The sequence below is a fragment of the Bradyrhizobium sp. USDA 3262 genome, from assembly GCF_054060035.1.
Genome location: NZ_JBSSCT010000001.1, coordinates 7,378,334 through 7,395,355 on the forward strand (window position 1 = coordinate 7,378,334; position 17,022 = coordinate 7,395,355).

Annotated in this window: 13 protein-coding genes and 1 other RNA gene; 6 read left to right on the top strand and 8 right to left on the bottom strand. The window is 63.3% G+C overall.

The features are described 5' to 3' along the window. Positions 1–61: 61 nt before the first annotated feature. Positions 62–476: RNase P RNA component class A (rnpB, locus tag ACVWYP_RS34945), an RNA gene on the top strand. Between the two features lie 173 nt (positions 477–649). Here rnpB and ACVWYP_RS34950 read toward each other — a convergent pair. Further along, positions 650–2,101, bottom strand: coding sequence for a GntP family permease (locus ACVWYP_RS34950; RefSeq protein WP_304496446.1), 1,452 nt, complete (start codon positions 2,099–2,101; stop codon positions 650–652). 4 nt (positions 2,102–2,105) lie between these two features. After that, positions 2,106–3,125 carry a patatin-like phospholipase family protein gene (locus ACVWYP_RS34955; protein ID WP_026193140.1) on the bottom strand — a complete coding sequence of 340 codons (1,020 nt, stop codon included), beginning with the start codon at positions 3,123–3,125 and terminating at the stop codon, positions 2,106–2,108. Positions 3,126–3,352: 227 nt separating this feature from the next. On the opposite strand from ACVWYP_RS34955, the gene ACVWYP_RS34960 reads away from it, so the two are divergent. From ACVWYP_RS34960 to ACVWYP_RS34970, 3 genes are all read left to right on the top strand, one after another. Next, entirely contained in the window at positions 3,353–3,532 is a 180-nt protein-coding gene (locus ACVWYP_RS34960; protein WP_016840044.1) for a hypothetical protein, read from the top strand. A gap of 171 nt (positions 3,533–3,703) precedes the next feature. Then, positions 3,704–4,231, top strand: a complete 528-nt coding sequence (locus ACVWYP_RS34965; RefSeq protein WP_304496447.1) for a hypothetical protein — start codon at positions 3,704–3,706, stop codon at positions 4,229–4,231. A gap of 254 nt (positions 4,232–4,485) precedes the next feature. After that, positions 4,486–6,993: an arylsulfatase gene (locus ACVWYP_RS34970; protein WP_456684269.1), complete on the top strand. Its 2,508-nt coding sequence runs from the start codon at positions 4,486–4,488 to the stop codon at positions 6,991–6,993. A gap of 215 nt (positions 6,994–7,208) precedes the next feature. Here the strand turns inward: ACVWYP_RS34970 and ACVWYP_RS34975 are convergent, their stop codons facing one another. Further along, complete coding sequence (locus ACVWYP_RS34975) at positions 7,209–7,472, bottom strand: GlsB/YeaQ/YmgE family stress response membrane protein (RefSeq protein WP_028342203.1); 264 nt, start codon at positions 7,470–7,472, stop codon at positions 7,209–7,211. A 185-nt stretch (positions 7,473–7,657) separates the two neighbouring features. Between ACVWYP_RS34975 and ACVWYP_RS34980 the strand changes: the two genes are divergently transcribed. Then, positions 7,658–8,563, top strand: coding sequence for a transglutaminase family protein (locus ACVWYP_RS34980; protein ID WP_304496449.1), 906 nt, complete (start codon positions 7,658–7,660; stop codon positions 8,561–8,563). A gap of 63 nt (positions 8,564–8,626) precedes the next feature. Here ACVWYP_RS34980 and ACVWYP_RS34985 read toward each other — a convergent pair whose 3' ends face one another. Continuing rightward, the gene (locus ACVWYP_RS34985; protein WP_304496450.1) at positions 8,627–9,343 is read right to left on the bottom strand and encodes an alpha/beta fold hydrolase; all 717 of its coding nucleotides are present in this window, start codon (positions 9,341–9,343) and stop codon (positions 8,627–8,629) included. Between the two features lie 105 nt (positions 9,344–9,448). On the opposite strand from ACVWYP_RS34985, the gene ACVWYP_RS34990 reads away from it, so the two are divergent. Next, entirely contained in the window at positions 9,449–10,192 is a 744-nt protein-coding gene (locus tag ACVWYP_RS34990; protein ID WP_304496451.1) for a sulfite exporter TauE/SafE family protein, read from the top strand. 66 nt (positions 10,193–10,258) lie between these two features. On the opposite strand, the gene ACVWYP_RS34995 is transcribed toward ACVWYP_RS34990, so the two are convergent. From ACVWYP_RS34995 to ACVWYP_RS35010, 4 genes are all read right to left on the bottom strand, one after another. Further along, positions 10,259–12,058 (bottom strand): ABC transporter ATP-binding protein, encoded by a 1,800-nt coding sequence (locus ACVWYP_RS34995; RefSeq protein ID WP_304496452.1) that lies wholly within the window; start codon positions 12,056–12,058, stop codon positions 10,259–10,261. Between the two features lie 521 nt (positions 12,059–12,579). Then, complete coding sequence (locus ACVWYP_RS35000) at positions 12,580–13,113, bottom strand: REP-associated tyrosine transposase (RefSeq protein ID WP_304496453.1); 534 nt, start codon at positions 13,111–13,113, stop codon at positions 12,580–12,582. Positions 13,114–13,853: 740 nt separating this feature from the next. Further along, a complete protein-coding gene (locus ACVWYP_RS35005; protein ID WP_028342207.1) occupies positions 13,854–15,443 on the bottom strand; it encodes a DHA2 family efflux MFS transporter permease subunit in 1,590 nt (529 codons plus the stop codon). A 213-nt stretch (positions 15,444–15,656) separates the two neighbouring features. Continuing rightward, positions 15,657–16,943: an HlyD family secretion protein gene (locus ACVWYP_RS35010; RefSeq protein WP_456684270.1), complete on the bottom strand. Its 1,287-nt coding sequence runs from the start codon at positions 16,941–16,943 to the stop codon at positions 15,657–15,659. Positions 16,944–17,022: the final 79 nt, after the last annotated feature.

The window sequence follows — 17,022 nt, forward strand, 5'->3', positions numbered from 1 at the left end:
GCCAAGGGTTAACCATCGCAATCGCTTGACGCGGACGGCCAAAGCCCGCATGCGTACGCCGTCAGTCGGCCGGACGGCCGCTCCCGCAAGCGCCGAAAGGCCGCGGGGGAGGAAAGTCCGGGCTCCATCGACATGCGGTGCCGGATAACATCCGGCGGGGGCGACCCCAGGGAAAGTGCCACAGAGAACGAACCGCTCCCTCCTCGGAGGAAGTAAGGGTGAAAAGGTGCGGTAAGAGCGCACCGCGTTTCCGGCAACGGAGACGGCATGGCAAACCACACCGGGAGCAAAACCGAATAGGGACGGCAACGCGGTTAGTTCGCGCATGCGCGATAACACCGCAGGGCGATGTCAGGCCCGCTGTCCGGGTAGGTTGCCCGAGGCAAGGTGCGAACCTTGTCCCAGAGGAATGGCCGTCGCGCATCATTCGCAAGAATGGTGTCCTACAGAACCCGGCTTACAGGCCGGCTGATATTCTAAAGCGTTTTCGAGCGAAGTGGAGTTCCGGTTAGCATCAAGAAAACGCGTCTTGCTTAGATGGACCATGAGGGGCTCGGCGCAACACGCCGGGCCCCTCGCCATTTTCAGATGACCGTCATTCCAGCCGGGCTCGCCTTGCGGCCAGCAGAGCCGACCCATGACCCTTGCGTCAGAACGACCCGAAAGCGGTGCCGATCGCAATCACCGCTGCGAGCGCAATGACAGAACTCACAATGCCGACCATGACGATGTCGAGATAGCTGTCGCGATGCTTGAGCCCACAGATCGCAAGCAGGCTAACGACCGCGCCGTTGTGAGGCAAAATGTCCAGCGTTCCCGAGCCGATCACCGCGACGCGATGCAAAAGGCCGGGGTCGATACCCGCCTCCGCGGCAAGGCGCATATAAGTCTGGCCCAACGCATCGAGCGCGATCGTCAAGCCGCCGGAAGCCGACCCCGTCAGCGCGGCAAGGATGTTGGTCGCGACCGCGAGCGACACCAATGGGCCGCCCTCAATTCGCAACACCCAGTCCCGCACCACGCCGAAGGCCGGAAGCGAGGCGATAACGGCGCCGAATCCGACAAGGCTTGCGACGCTCAGGGCCGGCAAGACCGACGCGTTGGCACCCGCATCCATGGTTCGTCGGAGTGCGGGCAGCCGCGTCCAGTTGCAGAGGATGACCGTCACGATCGCTCCCGCCAACGCCACGACAACCGACCAAACACCGGCCACGGCAGCCAGCGATGTATTGCCCCACCGCTGTTCGGCCAGGAAAGAGAAATCAAGCCGAGGCAGCACAACGAGCGACATCACCAGATTGACGGCGACGACGACGATCAGCGGAAGGATGGCGTTGAAAATCGGGACAGCGGCGCTGCTGTGATATCCGTGGCGGAGCTCCGCCGGGTCGAATTCTCGCGCCGTCGTAGCCCGCTCGCGCAACAGCTCATCGTCGGCGGCATCCGCCGGAACCGGCGGCTCGTCGCCATAACCCTCTTTTGCCCGGTGCGCTGCTTTTTCCGCGCGAAGAAGCCACCACAGCCCGACGCCCAGCATGATGATCGATGCGACAACGCCGAGGCCCGGTGCGGCAAAGGGGGTCGTGCCGAAGAAAGGCATCGGTATCGCATTCTGTATCGACGGCGTGCCCGGCAGCGCCGACATGGTGAAGGTCGAAGTCCCGAGAATGACCGCCGCCGGTACCAGACGACGTGGAATCCCCGCCGAGCGAAACAGCGACTGCGCCATCGGAACGATGACGAAGAAGGCGACGAACAGGCTGACGCCGCCGTAGGTGACCAGTGCGCCTGCGAGCACGACCGCGAGGATGATCCGGCGTTCGCCCAGGCACCGCGAGATGAAGCCCGCGACCGCAGCGACCGCGCCGCTGTCATCCATGAGCTTTCCGAACACGGCGCCAAGCAGAAAAATGGGAAAGAACTGCGCGAGAAACCCCGACGCACTACCCATGAAGGTCTGCGTCCAGTTGGCAAGCAGCGGCTCGCCACCGAAGGCTGCGGCCACCAGCGCGCAGAGCGGCGCGAGCAGCAGCACGCTCCAACCGCGGAAAGCAAGACAGACCAGCAGTCCAAGCCCGACGAGAATGCCGAGAAGACCCATCGTCTCAGCACTCCGCCAGCAGAATATCGAGATCCGCCGTCGAGCGCTCACCGAGATCGGCGCCATGCGCGTCGAGGAATTCGCCGGCGGCTCGCCGCCCTTCCTCGTGCAGCTTGGCCACGAACGCCCATTCGGCATTGAGCTTGGATGACGAACCGAACGTCGCAAGCATGTCGCTCTTGATCCGGTGCGTCTTCATCTGCGCCCAGCGGGCGCCCTCCCCGGTACCTGGGTCGGCGACCTGGCGAAGCAACGCGATCATCCGCAGCTCCTTTGCCAGCGGCGAGTTGAATGAGATCTCGTTGAGCCGGTTGAGAATGTCAGCGGCCGTGCGCGGCTGCTCCGGCCGCTCGGTCGGGTTGATCTGGACGACGACGGTGTCGCGCGCGTCGGTCTCGCGGACGAGCGGCGTAATGGTGGGATTACCGGCGTAGCCGCCGTCCCAATAGGGCTCGCCATCGATCTCGATCGCGCGAAACATCGTTGGCAGGCAAGCCGACGCAAGCAGGACATCCGCGGTAATCTCCGCGTTGCGAAAAATCCGTCCGCGGCCCGTACGCACGCGCGTGGCGGTTATGAAGAGCTTGATCGGCGCGCGTGCAAGACGCTCGAAATCGATGCTGTCGTTCAATATGTCGCGGAGCGGATTGAAGCCAAGAGGATTGAGGTCGTAGGGTGAAAGCATCCGCGACATCAAATCGGTGAAGAGATAGGCCGGGGAGCTGTCAAGCGACCAGCGTCCCATCAGGCGGTCGAGCGGCGACCGTTGCAACGGACTGAATGCGGCGGCGCGCGAGACGCTTCGCCAATATTTTTCAAGCGCTTCGCGTGCGCCGGCAGCGCCGCCCGCGGTCCAACCATCCGCCAGCACGGCTGCGTTCATCGCTCCGGCCGATGTCCCGGATATGCCCGCAATCTGAAACCATGGCTCTTCGAGAAGGCGATCCAGGACACCCCACGTGAACGCACCGTGCGATCCCCCACCTTGAAGCGCCAGGTCTACGAGCACGGGGCTGCGGTTCATGAATCCATGCTCACCAGCACGCGAGACATGGATTATGTCGCAGTTTAACCGAACATGCGAGACAAAGTTGCGGTCGCTGCCCAATTCCGATGGCGAACTTCGAACGAAATTGTCTCAACTCGAAGTGAAGCGAACCGATCCTTCAGTGCAGCCACAGGCCCACGTTTCTTAGAAGGCGACATGCATGGGTGGCGAGCGTAGAGTATGTCCCTCGCGGAGGAACACAGATGGACCTTCAGAAGATCATGGCGAAGGCAAGAGACATCGCCAGGAGCAGCGGCACGATCACAACCGAGCAACTGAACGGGATGTGCCCCAACAATATGGAGCCTGAAGATATCGCGGCTCTCTTTGCGGCTCTGCGGACTGAGGGGATTCGTCTCAAGGACGACGAAGCAGAAAAGTAGGAGCCACTATGCCTTGACGCCATGGCAAGGCAATCGATCCCTGCGATCGAAGCGCCGGCCAAGTCTGCATAGTGGCAGATTAGCTATCCGGCGGCATTGCAGCTATGATCCGCCAGAGCTGGACGTGTCCTTCTGCCCCGAGATTCAAGAAGATCAAAAGGAGGAATAGGAATGTCGGTCGCCTGCAAGTTCGAACGCAGCATCCTCAGCCATGAAGAATATGAGGCGATCCGCCTGACGCATCATCCCGCCATCTACAGCGTCGAGGTGGCTGAGCTCGAGGCCATGCGGCCCCGCTTGCGCAAGATGCGCGACAAGGAGCGAACGGTCGGCCGACAAAAGCAACGAGAGAGCCGCGGAAAGGCCGAGGCTCGCGGGACGAGCTTTCCGGGAACCGCCAAGCATGCTTCAGAGCGAAAACAGGTGTTTGCGGCGGCACTGAAACGGGTGAACACGGAGCTCCGGCGTCAGCACAATTTGGCAGCCCGGACCGCACATGTCGAAGCGGCGCGAAAGGCCCTCGCACTGCACCGGGCCGCGAACTTCACAACGCATCCCTCGGCTGGAGCCACCGCGGGCGAAGGCATGGCGCCGAAGCCAAGCGAACGCCGACGAAAGATCATTGCAGGCGCGAAGATCGGACGAGTATCGCAGGCGACAAAGGTCGCTCAGGCCGTGCGCGACGCACGCGGTGCATGACCTAGACAACAAGCGCATCTGATTGATTTCGACGCGGCCTCGGCATCGGCGGGATGCGCCAGCCGTCGCGGTTGCGCGCGGTCTGCCGCATGCTGAAGCGGACAGCGCGGCGTTTCACCGGCATTGGTCAATGCCGCTGACCTGGTCGGGATCGCTCCAATCCTCGCCCGCGCTTTCCGGCTTGATGTACATCAATGTTGCTGCCGCCATGACAGGTGACGCTGCCCATATTTTTTAATTTTGGGAGCGTCACCATGCATTGCCCGAAAGCTGTGTCGGCTCTTACCCTTGGATTGCTCATCTCCACTTCGGCGCTAGCCCAGCAAAACACCGCTGCGCCCGGCTCGCCCAGCGCCACGGCAGCAATCGACGGAAGGCAACTTCCGCCACCCGATCCCAAGTTCGGCGGCATTATCAAGGACGGCGCCCTGCAGTCGAAGCCGTGGTGGCCGTCGCGTGTCGTCCCGCCCAGGGACGCACCGAACGTGCTCCTGATCATCACGGACGACGCCGGTTTCGGCGTGCCAAGCACATTCGGTGGTGTCATCCCGACGCCGACGATGGACCGCATCGCCAATGAGGGCCTGCGCTACAACCGCGTCTTCTCCACCGCGCTCTGCTCGCCGACCCGCGCGGCTCTGATCACCGGACGCAATCACCATTCCGCCGGCTTCGGCGTAATCTCGGAGCAGTCGACTGGCTTCCCGGGTTACAACAGCATTATTGGCAAGGACAAGGCGACGATCGGACGGATCCTGCTCGACAATGGCTACGGCACGTCCTGGTTCGGCAAGGACCACAACACGCCGGTCTACACGGCGAGCCAAGTCGGCCCGTTCGACCAATGGCCGATCGGCATGGGCTTCGAGTATTTCTATGGCTTCGTTGGAGGCGACGCCAACCAGTGGGAGCCAAATCTCTTCCGCAAGACGACGCAGATCTATCCGTTCCAGGGCAAGCCGCCCGGCACCTGGAACCTCGTCACCGCGATGGCCGACGACGCCATCGATTGGATGACACGGATGCACCAGACCGACCCGTCGAAGCCGCTCTTCATCAAATACGCGCCGGGCGCCACACACGCGCCGCACCACCTCACCAAGGAGTGGGTCGACAAGATCAGCGCGATGCATCTGTTCGACGATGGCTACGAGAAGCTGCGCGAGCGGATCCTCGAGAACCAGAAGCGGCTCGGCGTCGTTCCGAAGGACACCAAGCTGGCACCATGGCCCAAGGAAATGCTGAAGCCGTGGGACCAGCTTAGCGCCGATGAGAAGAAACTCTTCCTCCGCCAGGTCGAGGTCTACGCCGCCTACGCGGCCTACAACGACCACGAGATTGGCCGCGTGATCCAGCACTTCCAGGAACTTGGCAGGCTCGACAACACGCTGGTCATCTACATCAACGGCGACAACGGCACCAGTGCCGAGGGCGGACCGCTCGGCACGCCCAACGAGGTGGCATTCTTCAACGGCCTCAATGAACTCCCGGTCGATGTACAGATGAAGTACTACGATGTCTGGGGCACCGAGCAGACGTACAACCACATGTCTGCCGGCTGGTCGTGGGCGTTTGATACTCCGTTCGACTGGTTCAAGCAGAACGCCTCGCGGCTCGGCGGCATCAACCAGAACATGGTGGTGTCATGGCCGGCCCGCATTAAGGACAAGGGCGCTTTGCGCGAGCAGTTTGTCCACATGATCGACGTCGTGCCGACGATCCTCGAAGCCGCCAGTATCCGACCGCCGGAAATGGTGGACGGCATCAAGCAGGCGCCGATCGAAGGCACGAGCTTTGCCTACACGTTCGACAAGGCGAACGCCAAGACCGCGTCCCGCCACAAGACCCAGTACTTCGAGATGATGGGCCAGTGGGCGCTCTATGACGACGGTTGGATGCTGTCCACCAAGGTCAACCGTGCACCGTGGGAGGCGTTCGGTCCGGCGAACCCGGATCCGCTCAACAATCAGGTCTTCCAGCTCTACAACCTGAACAACGACTTCAGCCAGACCGACGACATCGCGGCGCAGAACCCGCAAAAGGTAAAGGAGATGCGGCAGAAGTTCGTTGCGGAAGCCAAGAAGTACCAGGTCTTCCCGATGGATGCGTCGGTGGCGGCGCGCATGATCGCGCCACGCCCGAACATCACAGCGGGTCGCAAGGAATTCGTGTACACGCGGCCGATGACGGGATTGCCGCAGGGTGACTCGCCCCTGCTGCTCAACGCCTCCTACACGATCACCGCCGACATCGACGTGCCGCAAGGCGGCGCCGAGGGCATGATCCTGACCTCCGGAGGCCGCTTCGCCGGCTATGGCTTCTACCTGCTGCAGGGCAGGCCTGTATTCCTATGGAACATGGTCGACCTCGAACGCATCAAGTGGGAAGGTCCGGACGCACTGTCGCCAGGCCGACACACGGTCGAGTTTGATTTCAAATACGAAGGCATCGGTGCTGGCACGCTGCAGTACAACAACTTCAGCGGCCTGGCACAGCCCGGCACCGGCACGCTGAGGGTAGACGGCAAGGAAGTCGCCACGAAGCGAATGCAGAAGACCCTGCCGATGATCCTGCAATGGGATGAGAGCTTCGACGTCGGCTCCGACACGCTCACCGGCGTGAACGACGCAGACTACAAGCCGCCGTTCCCGCTGACCGCCAAGCTCAACAAGTTGACGATCAAGGTCGATCGTCCGCAACTCACGCCCGCGGACATCAAGAAACTGCAGGCGACGATGCAGGAAAAGGCCAGCGCCGACTGATCGCACGGCATGCGTGCGGGCCGCGCCACATGGCGGAGAGCCCGCACCTGCTGTCCGTGGCGCGGCTGCGGATCTGACCGAACGAGACGTCGCCTCCCATCATCAACGGCCGCCGAACAGCGCCGCCGGTGCGGAAGGCTTCGCCAATTCGCTCACCACGAAACGATCGGGTGCATTTGCGCAATCGCGCGCGCCGTCGGCAACGCTGGTCGCAATCAAGCACGCCCTTCGCGGCCAGTGAAAAGCCCGTACGCAAAAAGCAGGATGACTGCGCCGACGACACTGCCGATGAAGCCCGCCCCCTCCCCGAACCGATACCATCCCACCGCTTGACCGAGATAGGTCGCGACGAACGCGCCGACGATTCCCAAGACCGTGGTCAGAATGAATCCGGTGGGCTCGGATTTGTTGCCGGGCATAATGAACTTCGCGACTACTCCTACGATAAATCCAATGATGATCGTCCAGAGGATGCCCATTTCCATGGCTCCATTCGGTTAATTCGCGCATCCACGCCCAAAACGAACCCGCGACCATTGAGATAGATCAACGTTCTCCCGGCCCAACCCATTGTATTCGGCATCGGAGGCGGACTTGACATGACTTGATATGACTTGGCATGGCGCGGCTGCCGTGCTGCACACGTCGCTAAGCGGACCAGGGCATGGCGATCATTGGCGAAATCACGCACACCACGACCTATCGCTATTCAAAGCCGGTCACGTTCGGGACGCACCGCGCGATGTTCTTGCCGCGGCGTGGCGCCTCAACCCGCCTGCTCAGCTGGTGCGCACGCACGAGCGTGCCGTCGAAGGTGCATTGGGTCACCGACTCCCGCTCCAATGCCGTCACGGTGATTGAATTCAACGCACCGGGCAGCGAGCTGACATTCACGTTCAAGGTTCGCGGCATCTATTTCGGCATCAAGGGGATCGAGGCGTTTCCGCTGGAGTCACGGGCTGACGAAGTCCCCGTGCAGTATACCCCGGACGAGTGGACCGACCTTTCCGGTTACCTGCGTCCGCACACCGAAGATCCGGACGGCAGCCTTGCGGCGTGGACCAAAAGCTTCGTTGCCGGCGATCAGGATGGCACCATCGACGTGCTGCACCGGATGCTGGAGACGTTTCGCAGCGGGTTCAGCTATCGCGGGAGAGATGCGGAAGGCACCCAATCTCCGAACGAGACGCTACGCACCAAATCGGGCACCTGCCGGGACTTTGCCTGGCTGATGATCGAGACGCTGCGCCGGCTCGGCTTCGCATCCCGCTTCGTCAGCGGCTATCTGTACGACGCGGCGCTCGATGGCGGCGACGTGGGGATGACCGGCTCCGGCGCGACGCACGCATGGGTGCAGGTGTTCCTTCCCGGCGCCGGCTGGCTCGATTATGACCCGACCAACTGCCTCAGCAGCGGCTTTGACCTCATCCCGGTGGCCATTGCGCGGCATCCGGGCCAGGCTGTTCCGCTGGCCGGCTCGTGGTTCGGCGATCCCGCCGATTACCTCGGCATGTCGATCAATGTCGCAGTCCATAAGATCGGCGAAGTGCACGATCCTTCGGAAGGATAGCTGGAAATCGCTGCGCTGCCCGCGACGCCTCGATGCTGCGCGTTTGGACGGTACGACGGCTCATCACGAGACGATCTCCTGCAGCATCGCCATCAGCGCCTCCGGCGCGGTGACGTTCGGCGAATGGCTGGCGTCGATCTCGAAATAGCGCCAGCCGGCTTCGTTCTTGATGCGGCTGGCGAACTGGCGGAACGTGTCGGCCTGCGTGGCGCGGGTGGCGTAGATGTAGCTGCGCGGCAGGTTCGTCTCGCCGTGCTTCAACCGCAATTTCTGCTCGAAGCATTTGATCGGCATGTCGACGCGCCGCACGCTCAGCCATGCGACGTCGGCGGCGGACGTGTCCGGCGGCACCGGCATCGGCGGTATGCGCCAGCCGTCGCCGTCGCTCGCGAGCTCACGCATGGTCTCGATGGCCCCTTCGTTGAGATCGAACAGTGATTGGCCGTCGCGCGGCACGAAGGCGTCGAGATAGATCATCTGCGCGACGCGCTCGCGCACCCGGTCGGCGACGCCGGTCGCGACCATGCCGCCATAGGAGTGCCCGATCAGCACCATGTCGTGCAGGTCTTCGTAACTGATGACGCTGAGCACATCCTGGATATGCGCTTCGAGGTCGAGTCCCTGATGCGCAAGGTGCGCGCGCTCGCCGAGCCCGGTGTAGCTCGGCGTGACCAGCCGATGCCCGGCGGCCTGCATCAGGGGATGCATCTTCTTCCATGCCCAGCCTGCCGACCAGGCGCCGTGACAGACCAGAAAGGTTTTTTGCGAGTTCGCAGTCATGGGATGCTTCCGTTCCGATTGTCGTTGATGAGCCGCGATTTTGAAGTGTACCGACAGCTTGCGTCGTGTAAACGTCCCGGCAACGATCATAAGAACGAGATGAGGATGACCCCGGCAAGCTATGCGATCCTGTTCTTCGGCGCGCTTGCCGGCGGTTTCGTCTCCGGCCTTGCCGGCTTCGGCACGGCGCTGATGGCGCTCGGCATCTGGCTCTATGTGCTGCCGCCGACACTCGCGGTGCCGCTGGTGCTGGTCTGCTCGGTCATCGCGCAGCTCTCGACGCTGCCGTCGATCTGGAAGAGCATCGATTTTCGCCTGGTCTGGCCGTTCGTCATCGCAGGCCTCGCGGGCGTGCCGATCGGCATCCTGCTGATCGCGCAGGCAGACCCCGAGGTCTTCAAGCTGACGATCGGCGTCTTCCTGCTGGTGTTTCCGACCGCGCTGTTCCTGCAACGCAAGCCGATGTCGATCGCCTTCGGCGGCAAATGGGCCGACGGCGCGATCGGCTTTGCCGGCGGCATCCTCGGCGGCCTCGCGGGACTGTCCGGCCCGCTGCCGATCCTGTGGGCCAGCGTGCGCGGCTGGGGCAAGCAGCAGCGCCGCGGCGTGTTCCAGATCTTCAACTTCACGATCCTGGCGGCCGCGCTTTGCGTGCAGATCGCAAGCGGCCTTGTGAAGCCCGAGCTGATCTGGCTGGTGGCGTGCGCGTTCCCGGGGACGCTGCTCGGCGCCTGGCTCGGCGCGAGGCTCTATCACGCGCTCAGCGACCGCAATTTCTCCGACGTCGTGCTGCTGCTGCTGTTCCTGTCCGGCGTCGCGCTGGTGTGGAACGGACTGGCGCAGAAATAGCGCGGGCGATGCGAGAGCGTCGGTTCTGATCCAATCAGAACCGACGCTCCAGCCACGCGTCATCGCTCACTCAGCCGCGGCCTGGCCGAACTCGGTCGCCTGGCGCTCGAACAGGCCGCGATAGATGCCGCCGGGACGCGCGGCCAGCACCTCGTGCGTGCCCTGCTCGACGATCTCGCCGCGGTCGAACACCAGGATGCGATCCATGCTGCGCACCGTTGAGAGACGGTGCGCGATCACGATCGAGGTCCGCCCCTTCATCAGCCGTTCCATCGCCTGCTGGATCAGCGCCTCGGATTCCGAATCGAGGCTCGAGGTCGCCTCGTCCAGGATCAGGATCGGCGCATCTGCCAGGAAGGCGCGCGCCAGCGCCACGCGCTGCCGCTCGCCGCCCGACAGCTTGACGCCGCGCTCGCCCACCAGCGTGCCGTAGCCCTTCGGCAGCCGCATGATGAAGTCGTGCGCATTGGCAAGCCGCGCCGCCTGCTCGATCGCCTCCATGCCGGCGCCCGGCCGGCCATAGGCGATGTTCTCCGCCAGCGTGCGGTGGAACAGGATCGGCTCCTGCTGCACGATCGCGATCTGGCTGCGCAGCGATTGCTGCGTCGCCCTGGCGATGTCCTGACCGTCGATCAGGATCCGGCCAGCGGAGACGTCGTAGAGCCGTTGCACGAGCTTGACGAAGGTCGTCTTGCCGGAGCCGGAGCGCCCGACCAGGCCGACCCGCTCGCCGGCGTCGATGTCGACCGACAGCTCGTCATAGAGCGGCCGGCGATGGCCGCCATAGTGGAACGTGACGTCGTCGAACACGATGCGGCCGCCCTGGATGTCGATCGTCCCAGCGTCATCCGCATCGACAATGCCGAGCGGCTCGCCATGGATCTGCACCAGTTCCTCCATGTCGTTCACCGAACGCTGCAGGTTGTTGATGTGCATGCCGACATCCCGCAAATAGGCGTGGATGATGTAGTAGCTGGTCAGCACATAGGTGACGTCGCCCGGCGTGGCGCGGCCCTGCGCCCACAGCAGGATCGCACCGCCGATCACCGAGGCGCGGAAGCACAGCAGCACCACGAGCTGCGCCGTCGAGGTGTGGTTGTAGCGGAACCAGGTCCGCCGCACCCGCCGGCGCCAGCGGCTGATGACGCCATCGAGCCGCACGTCTTCGCGCGTCTCCGCGCCGAACGACTTCACCACCGCGTTGCAGGTCAAGGCGTCGGCTAGCGTGCCGCCGACCTTGGTGTCCCACGCATTGGAAACGCGCGCGGCAGGCGCCACATAGCGCACCTGGAACACCATGGTCATCGCGACATAGATCACCGAGCCGACCGCGATCACCGCGCCGAGCTGCGGCCAATGCACGCCGAGCAGGATCATCGAGCCGACCAGCACCACGGCCGACGGCAGCAGCGCCATCAGGATCGTGTCGTTCAGCAAATCGAGCGCCCACATGCCGCGCGTGATCTTGCGCACGGTGGAGCCGGCGAACGAATTGGCGTGCCAGTCGGTCGAGAAGCGCTGCACCCGCATGAAGGCCTGCTGCCCGACATCGGACATCGTCTTCAGCGTGAACGGCACGATGGTCTGGATGCCGACCAGCCGCAGCACCAGCGACAGCGCGCCGAGGCCGACGATGGCGCCGAACGCCAGCATCGCCGCGTGGCGCGCGGCCGCATCGGTGGCGCCCGCGGTCAGCGCGTCGACCAGATGGCCGGAAAACACCGGCATGAACAGGTCGGCCGCGGTTGCGCCGAGGAATCCCGCCGTCACCGCGGAGGCACGGAGCGGCTGTTCCAGCCAATGGCGGAAGACAAAGGGAAGCACGATCCGGATCGCGGCCGGCCGCTTGGTCGTCAGAGAGGTCATGGCACATTCCGGCCACGCTTTTGCAGCGCGAGCCGGCTCCATCTGAGGCGACGTGCGGACGGAATCCGACCGCGAGCGCCGCTGGAAATTGTCGATAAATCGTTGGGAAGTTTTGCTGATCGGGGATCAGGCCCGATCAGCGCCGGGAGCTAACGCGTAAAGGCGTCCAGCACCGTCGAACGCGGGCGCGCGATCTGCGAAATAAGCGACTTCATGCGCATCTCCCCGGTTCGAGTAAGGAAGCGCTGCTTATAAATGCATCACGTGCGATTGGCAAGGTAACATCGGCGTGAGTGCGTCAATGTGTCGACGATATCAGCTATTCACGCGACCGGGCGCAGCCCGCGCGCGAATCCGATGCGCTCAGCCCGCGACAACGGCACACTTTCGTAGCCCGGATGAGCGAAGCGATATCCGGGGGCGCCGGTCATCGCTCGATGCGATCATCGGATCAGGTCGGCCACCGTCCCCGCATGTCGCTCCGCTCATGCGGGCTACGAATGAAGATCCGCCAACCCATCTCACTCACGACGTTCGCCAAAACTTCCGCCTTCTCCCGCATCGCCCGCCCAGTCGAATGGCAACACGCCCTCCCTCACATAACGATGAAACGAGGAATGCGGCCAATCGCACACGCGCCGGACCAAGGCATGCTTGACTGGGTTGAAATGGATGTAATCGACGTGCCGCGCGAAGTCATCTTCATCGCGGATTGTGTGCTCCCAAAACCGCCGCTGCCAAAGCGCCAGATCGCCATTCGATCGACGCTTCAGCTCTATCGAGGCAGCAAGCAACCGGCTGCTGAAGTGTCCTTTAATCCGACGCCAGCGACCTGCGAAATCGGAATCGCCTTGCGGCAGTGTAAGGATCGCGTGGAGGTGATCGGGGAGCACCACCACTGCATCGACTGAGAACGGACGTTCGCGACGGGCGGTACCGAACGCATCCCGCAGCGCCGCGATATAATCCACGAGCAGGCTGGATCGCCGGTCATCGAGTGTGACCGTAAAGAAGAACGTACCGCCCGGGATGAAGTTGCGTCGGTATCTGACCATGCCCCAGCCCCCGCAGCATTCCCGCATGTCGCTTCGCTCATGCGGGCTACGATGCCAGAATATTGCAGACTAGCAGACACTTGCGTCAATACAGATCAGCGCTTGGGATCTCGAAGCTTCGTAGCCCCGATGAGCGAAGCGATATCCGGGGCCGCGTCACGTTCGGTGATGAACTGCTGAGATCGGTCCCGCATGTCGCTTCGCTCATGCGGGCTACGATGCCAGAATATTGCAGATTGACAGACGCTTGCGTCAATACAGATCGGCGCCTGGGATCTCGAAGCTTCGTAGGCCGGATGAGCGAAGCGATATCCGGGGACGCCAGTCATCGCTCAGTGATGAACTGCTGAGATCGGTCCCGCATGTCGCTTCGCTCATGCGGGCTACGATGTCAGAATATTGCAGATTAGCAGACGCTCGCGTCAATACAGATCAGCGGCTGGGATCTCGAAGCTTCGTAGCCCGGATGAGCGAAGCGATATCCGGGGCTGCGTCACGTTCAGTGATGAACTGCTGAGATCGGTCCCGCATGTCGCTTCGCTCATGCGGGCTACGATGCTGGAATATTGCAGACGAGCAGACGCTTGCGTCAATACAGATCAGCGCTTGGCATCTCGAAGCTTCGTAGCCCGGATGAGCGAAGCGATATCCGGGGCCGCGTCACGTTCGGTGATGAACTGCTGAGATCGGTCCCGCATGTCGCTTCGCTCATGCGGGCTACGAAGAACAAATGACACCACCTAATGCGCGTCGCCGCCGCTCGCGGTCATCGACGGCGGCTTGTTGACGAACAGCACCAGAAGGCTGAGCGCGACATAGAACAGCGACAGCATGAAGAAAGCGTCGCCATAGCCCATCACCGCGGCTTGGCGGTGCACGATCTGAGAAAGCTGCTTCATCGCCATGATGGCGGAATCGCCCATGCCCTGCATGCGCTGGGTGAACATGTTGAGGGTCTCGACCGCGGTGGTGTTACCCCAGGTTACGCGGTCATGCAGCCGCGAGATGTGCAGATCGGTGCGGTCGTTGAGCACCTGGTTGATGACGGCGAGCCCCACCGCGCCGCCGAGGTTGCGCATCAGGTTGAACAGGCCGGAGGCGTTCTTGACGCGGTCCTGCGGCAATGTCGCGAGCGCGATGTTGTTGGTCGGCACCATCGCGCACATCATGCCGATGCCGCGCAGGATCTGCGGCAGCAGCAGCTCGTAGAAATCATAGTCGCGGGTGATCCAGGTCATCTGCCAGGAGCCGAGCGCGAAGGTCACGAGACCGAAGGCGATGATATAGCGCAAATCGACCTTCTGCATCAGCCGCCCGACCACGGGCGCCATGAAGAACATGGTGACGCCGGAGACGAACATGGTCTCGCCGATCATCAGCGCGCTGTAGCCGCGGATCTCGGCGAGATAGCGCGGATAGACGTAAGTCAGGCCGTAGAGCCCGATGCCGATGCAGAACTGCAGCACGCAGCCGACCGCGAAGTTGCGGTTGGAGAAGGCGTAGAGATCGACGATCGGCTCCTCCGCGGTCAGGACGCGCCAGAAGAACGCGACCGCCGAGACGAAGCCGATCGCGGCGCAGACCGCGACCGAGGTGTCCTGCAGCCACTCATATTGCGGACCTTCCTCCAGCACATATTCGAGCGAGCCGAGGAAGCCGGCCATGAAGATCAGGCCCCACCAGTCGAAGCGCTCGAGCAGCGCGAAGTTCGGCTGGTCGAAATCGACCAGTGCCAGCACGCCAGCTGTAATGATGACGCCAGGCACGATGTTGATGAAGAACAGCCAGTGCCACGACATCAGATCGGTGATGTAGCCGCCGACCGTCGGTCCAACCGTCGGCGCAAGCGTCGCGACGAGGCCGATGATCGGCGCCACGATGTGGAATTTGGTGCGCGGGAAGATCGTGTAGGCCGAGGCGAACACCGTCGGGATCATGCCGGCGCCGAGAAAGCCCTGCAGCGCGCGCCACAGGATCATCTGCTCGATCGAGGAGGCGAAGCCGCACAGCAGGCTCGAGGCGGTGAAGCCGAACGCCGAGATCGCGAACAACAGCCTTGTGCCGAGCGCGCGCGACAGGAATCCGGACAAGGGAATCGCGATCACTTCGGCGATCAGATAGGCGGTCTGCACCCACGACACTTCGGTCGAACTCGCCGACAGGCCGGCCTGGATCTCGGACAGCGAGGCCGAGACGATCTGGATGTCCAGGATCGACATGAACATGCCGAACACCATGATGATGAAGGCAACCACCCGTTTCGGCTGGAGGCGCTCGGACTCCGAGGCGCCGGTCATCATCGAGGGCGAAGCAGTGGTCGTATCAGCCATGGGCTATGAGCTCGCTGCTTCCTAACACCTCTCCCCGTTGGGGAGAGGTCGCGCCGAAGGCGCGGGTGAGGGCCGCAGGTCCCACGAGAGGCCGGAACCCCTCACCCGGATTGCATCTGGCGATGCAATCCGACCTCTCCCACAAGGGGAGAGGTGGACAGTTGATGCGGCAATTCTCCGATCAGACGTCATATGCCGCCTGCTCTCAAGACATCACTGCGGATGGATCATCATCGGCGCGTCGAGATCGGTTTCGGCGTCGGCGTCCGCCGCGCCCTCGCGGGTGTCGACGGTGGTGTAGACCGACATGCCGGCGCGCAAGAGGCCCTGCCTGGCGACGCTGGCCGGCACGCGGATGCGGACCGGCAGGCGCTGCACGATCTTGGTGAAGTTGCCGGTGGCGTTGTCGGGTGGCAGCAGCGTGAACACCGAGCCCGCCGCCGGCGAAATGCTGTCGACGAGGCCGGTGAACTTGCGGAAGCCGTAGGCGTCGACCTTGATCGTCACGCGCTGCCCGGTGCGGATGCGCTTGAGCTGGGTCTCTTTATAGTTGGCGTCGATGTAGACGCCGTCGAGCGGCACCACATTGCCGAGCCGCTGACCGACATTGATATAGTCGCCGGTGTTGACCAGGCGGTTGGAGAAGGTGCCGTCGACCGGCGCACGGACATTGGTGAATTCGAGATCGCGCTCGGCCTTGGCGAGCTGGGTCTGCAATTCGGCGAGCTGGGCGCGGGCCTCGGCCTGCTGCGCCTTGGTCACCTCGACATTGTCCTTGGCAGCATCATAGGCCGCCTGCGCTGATCGCACGCTGGCCGCGCCCTGATCGCGGCCGGCCTCCGAGACTTCGAAGGTGGCGCGCGAGGCAAAACCCTTGGTGCTGAGCGCCTGCTGGCGGTCGAAATCGAGATCGGCGCGCTTCAGGCCGGCCTGCGCCGACACGAGTTGCGCCTGAGCCTGCTCGACCGAACTCACCGCCGCCGCAACCTGGCGGCCGATGCGCTCGATCGTCGCCTGCTGGGTCGCGATCCGGGTGCGGGCGGCGTCGACCGCGATACGGTAGTCGCCATCATCGATCCGGAAAATCACGTCGCCCGCGCGCACCAGTGCGTTGTCGCCGGGCAGGATCGCCGCGATATGGCCCGCGACGCGCGCGCCGAGCATGGAGTTGTTGGCGCGGACATAGGCATCGTCGGTCGAGACGTAGAAGCGCCCGACCATCAGGTAATAGGCGGCGTAGCTTGCTGCGGCGAGCGCGAGCAGGCCGACCACGCCCATCATCACGAATTTGCGCTTGCCGGATTTCGGCGCTGGCGCCGCAGCGGGCGAAGCCGCCGGCTGCTCGGGCGCAGACGCGGGCGGCGCCTCCGCGGGACGCTTGGCTTCATCGGCACGGCTCTGCTCGCCGACATCGGCGGATGCATCGCGCGCGACCGCGTCCTCGGCCATCTCAGGCTCGGAACGAACAATGCGTGCAGCCTGATCCCGTGCTGCGGCCATAGCCGAGGCTCCCCACAAAAATCTTGACGCGCGCGATGGCGGAATAAGGGCCGTGCGGCGCATCGTCACTCCTGAGATA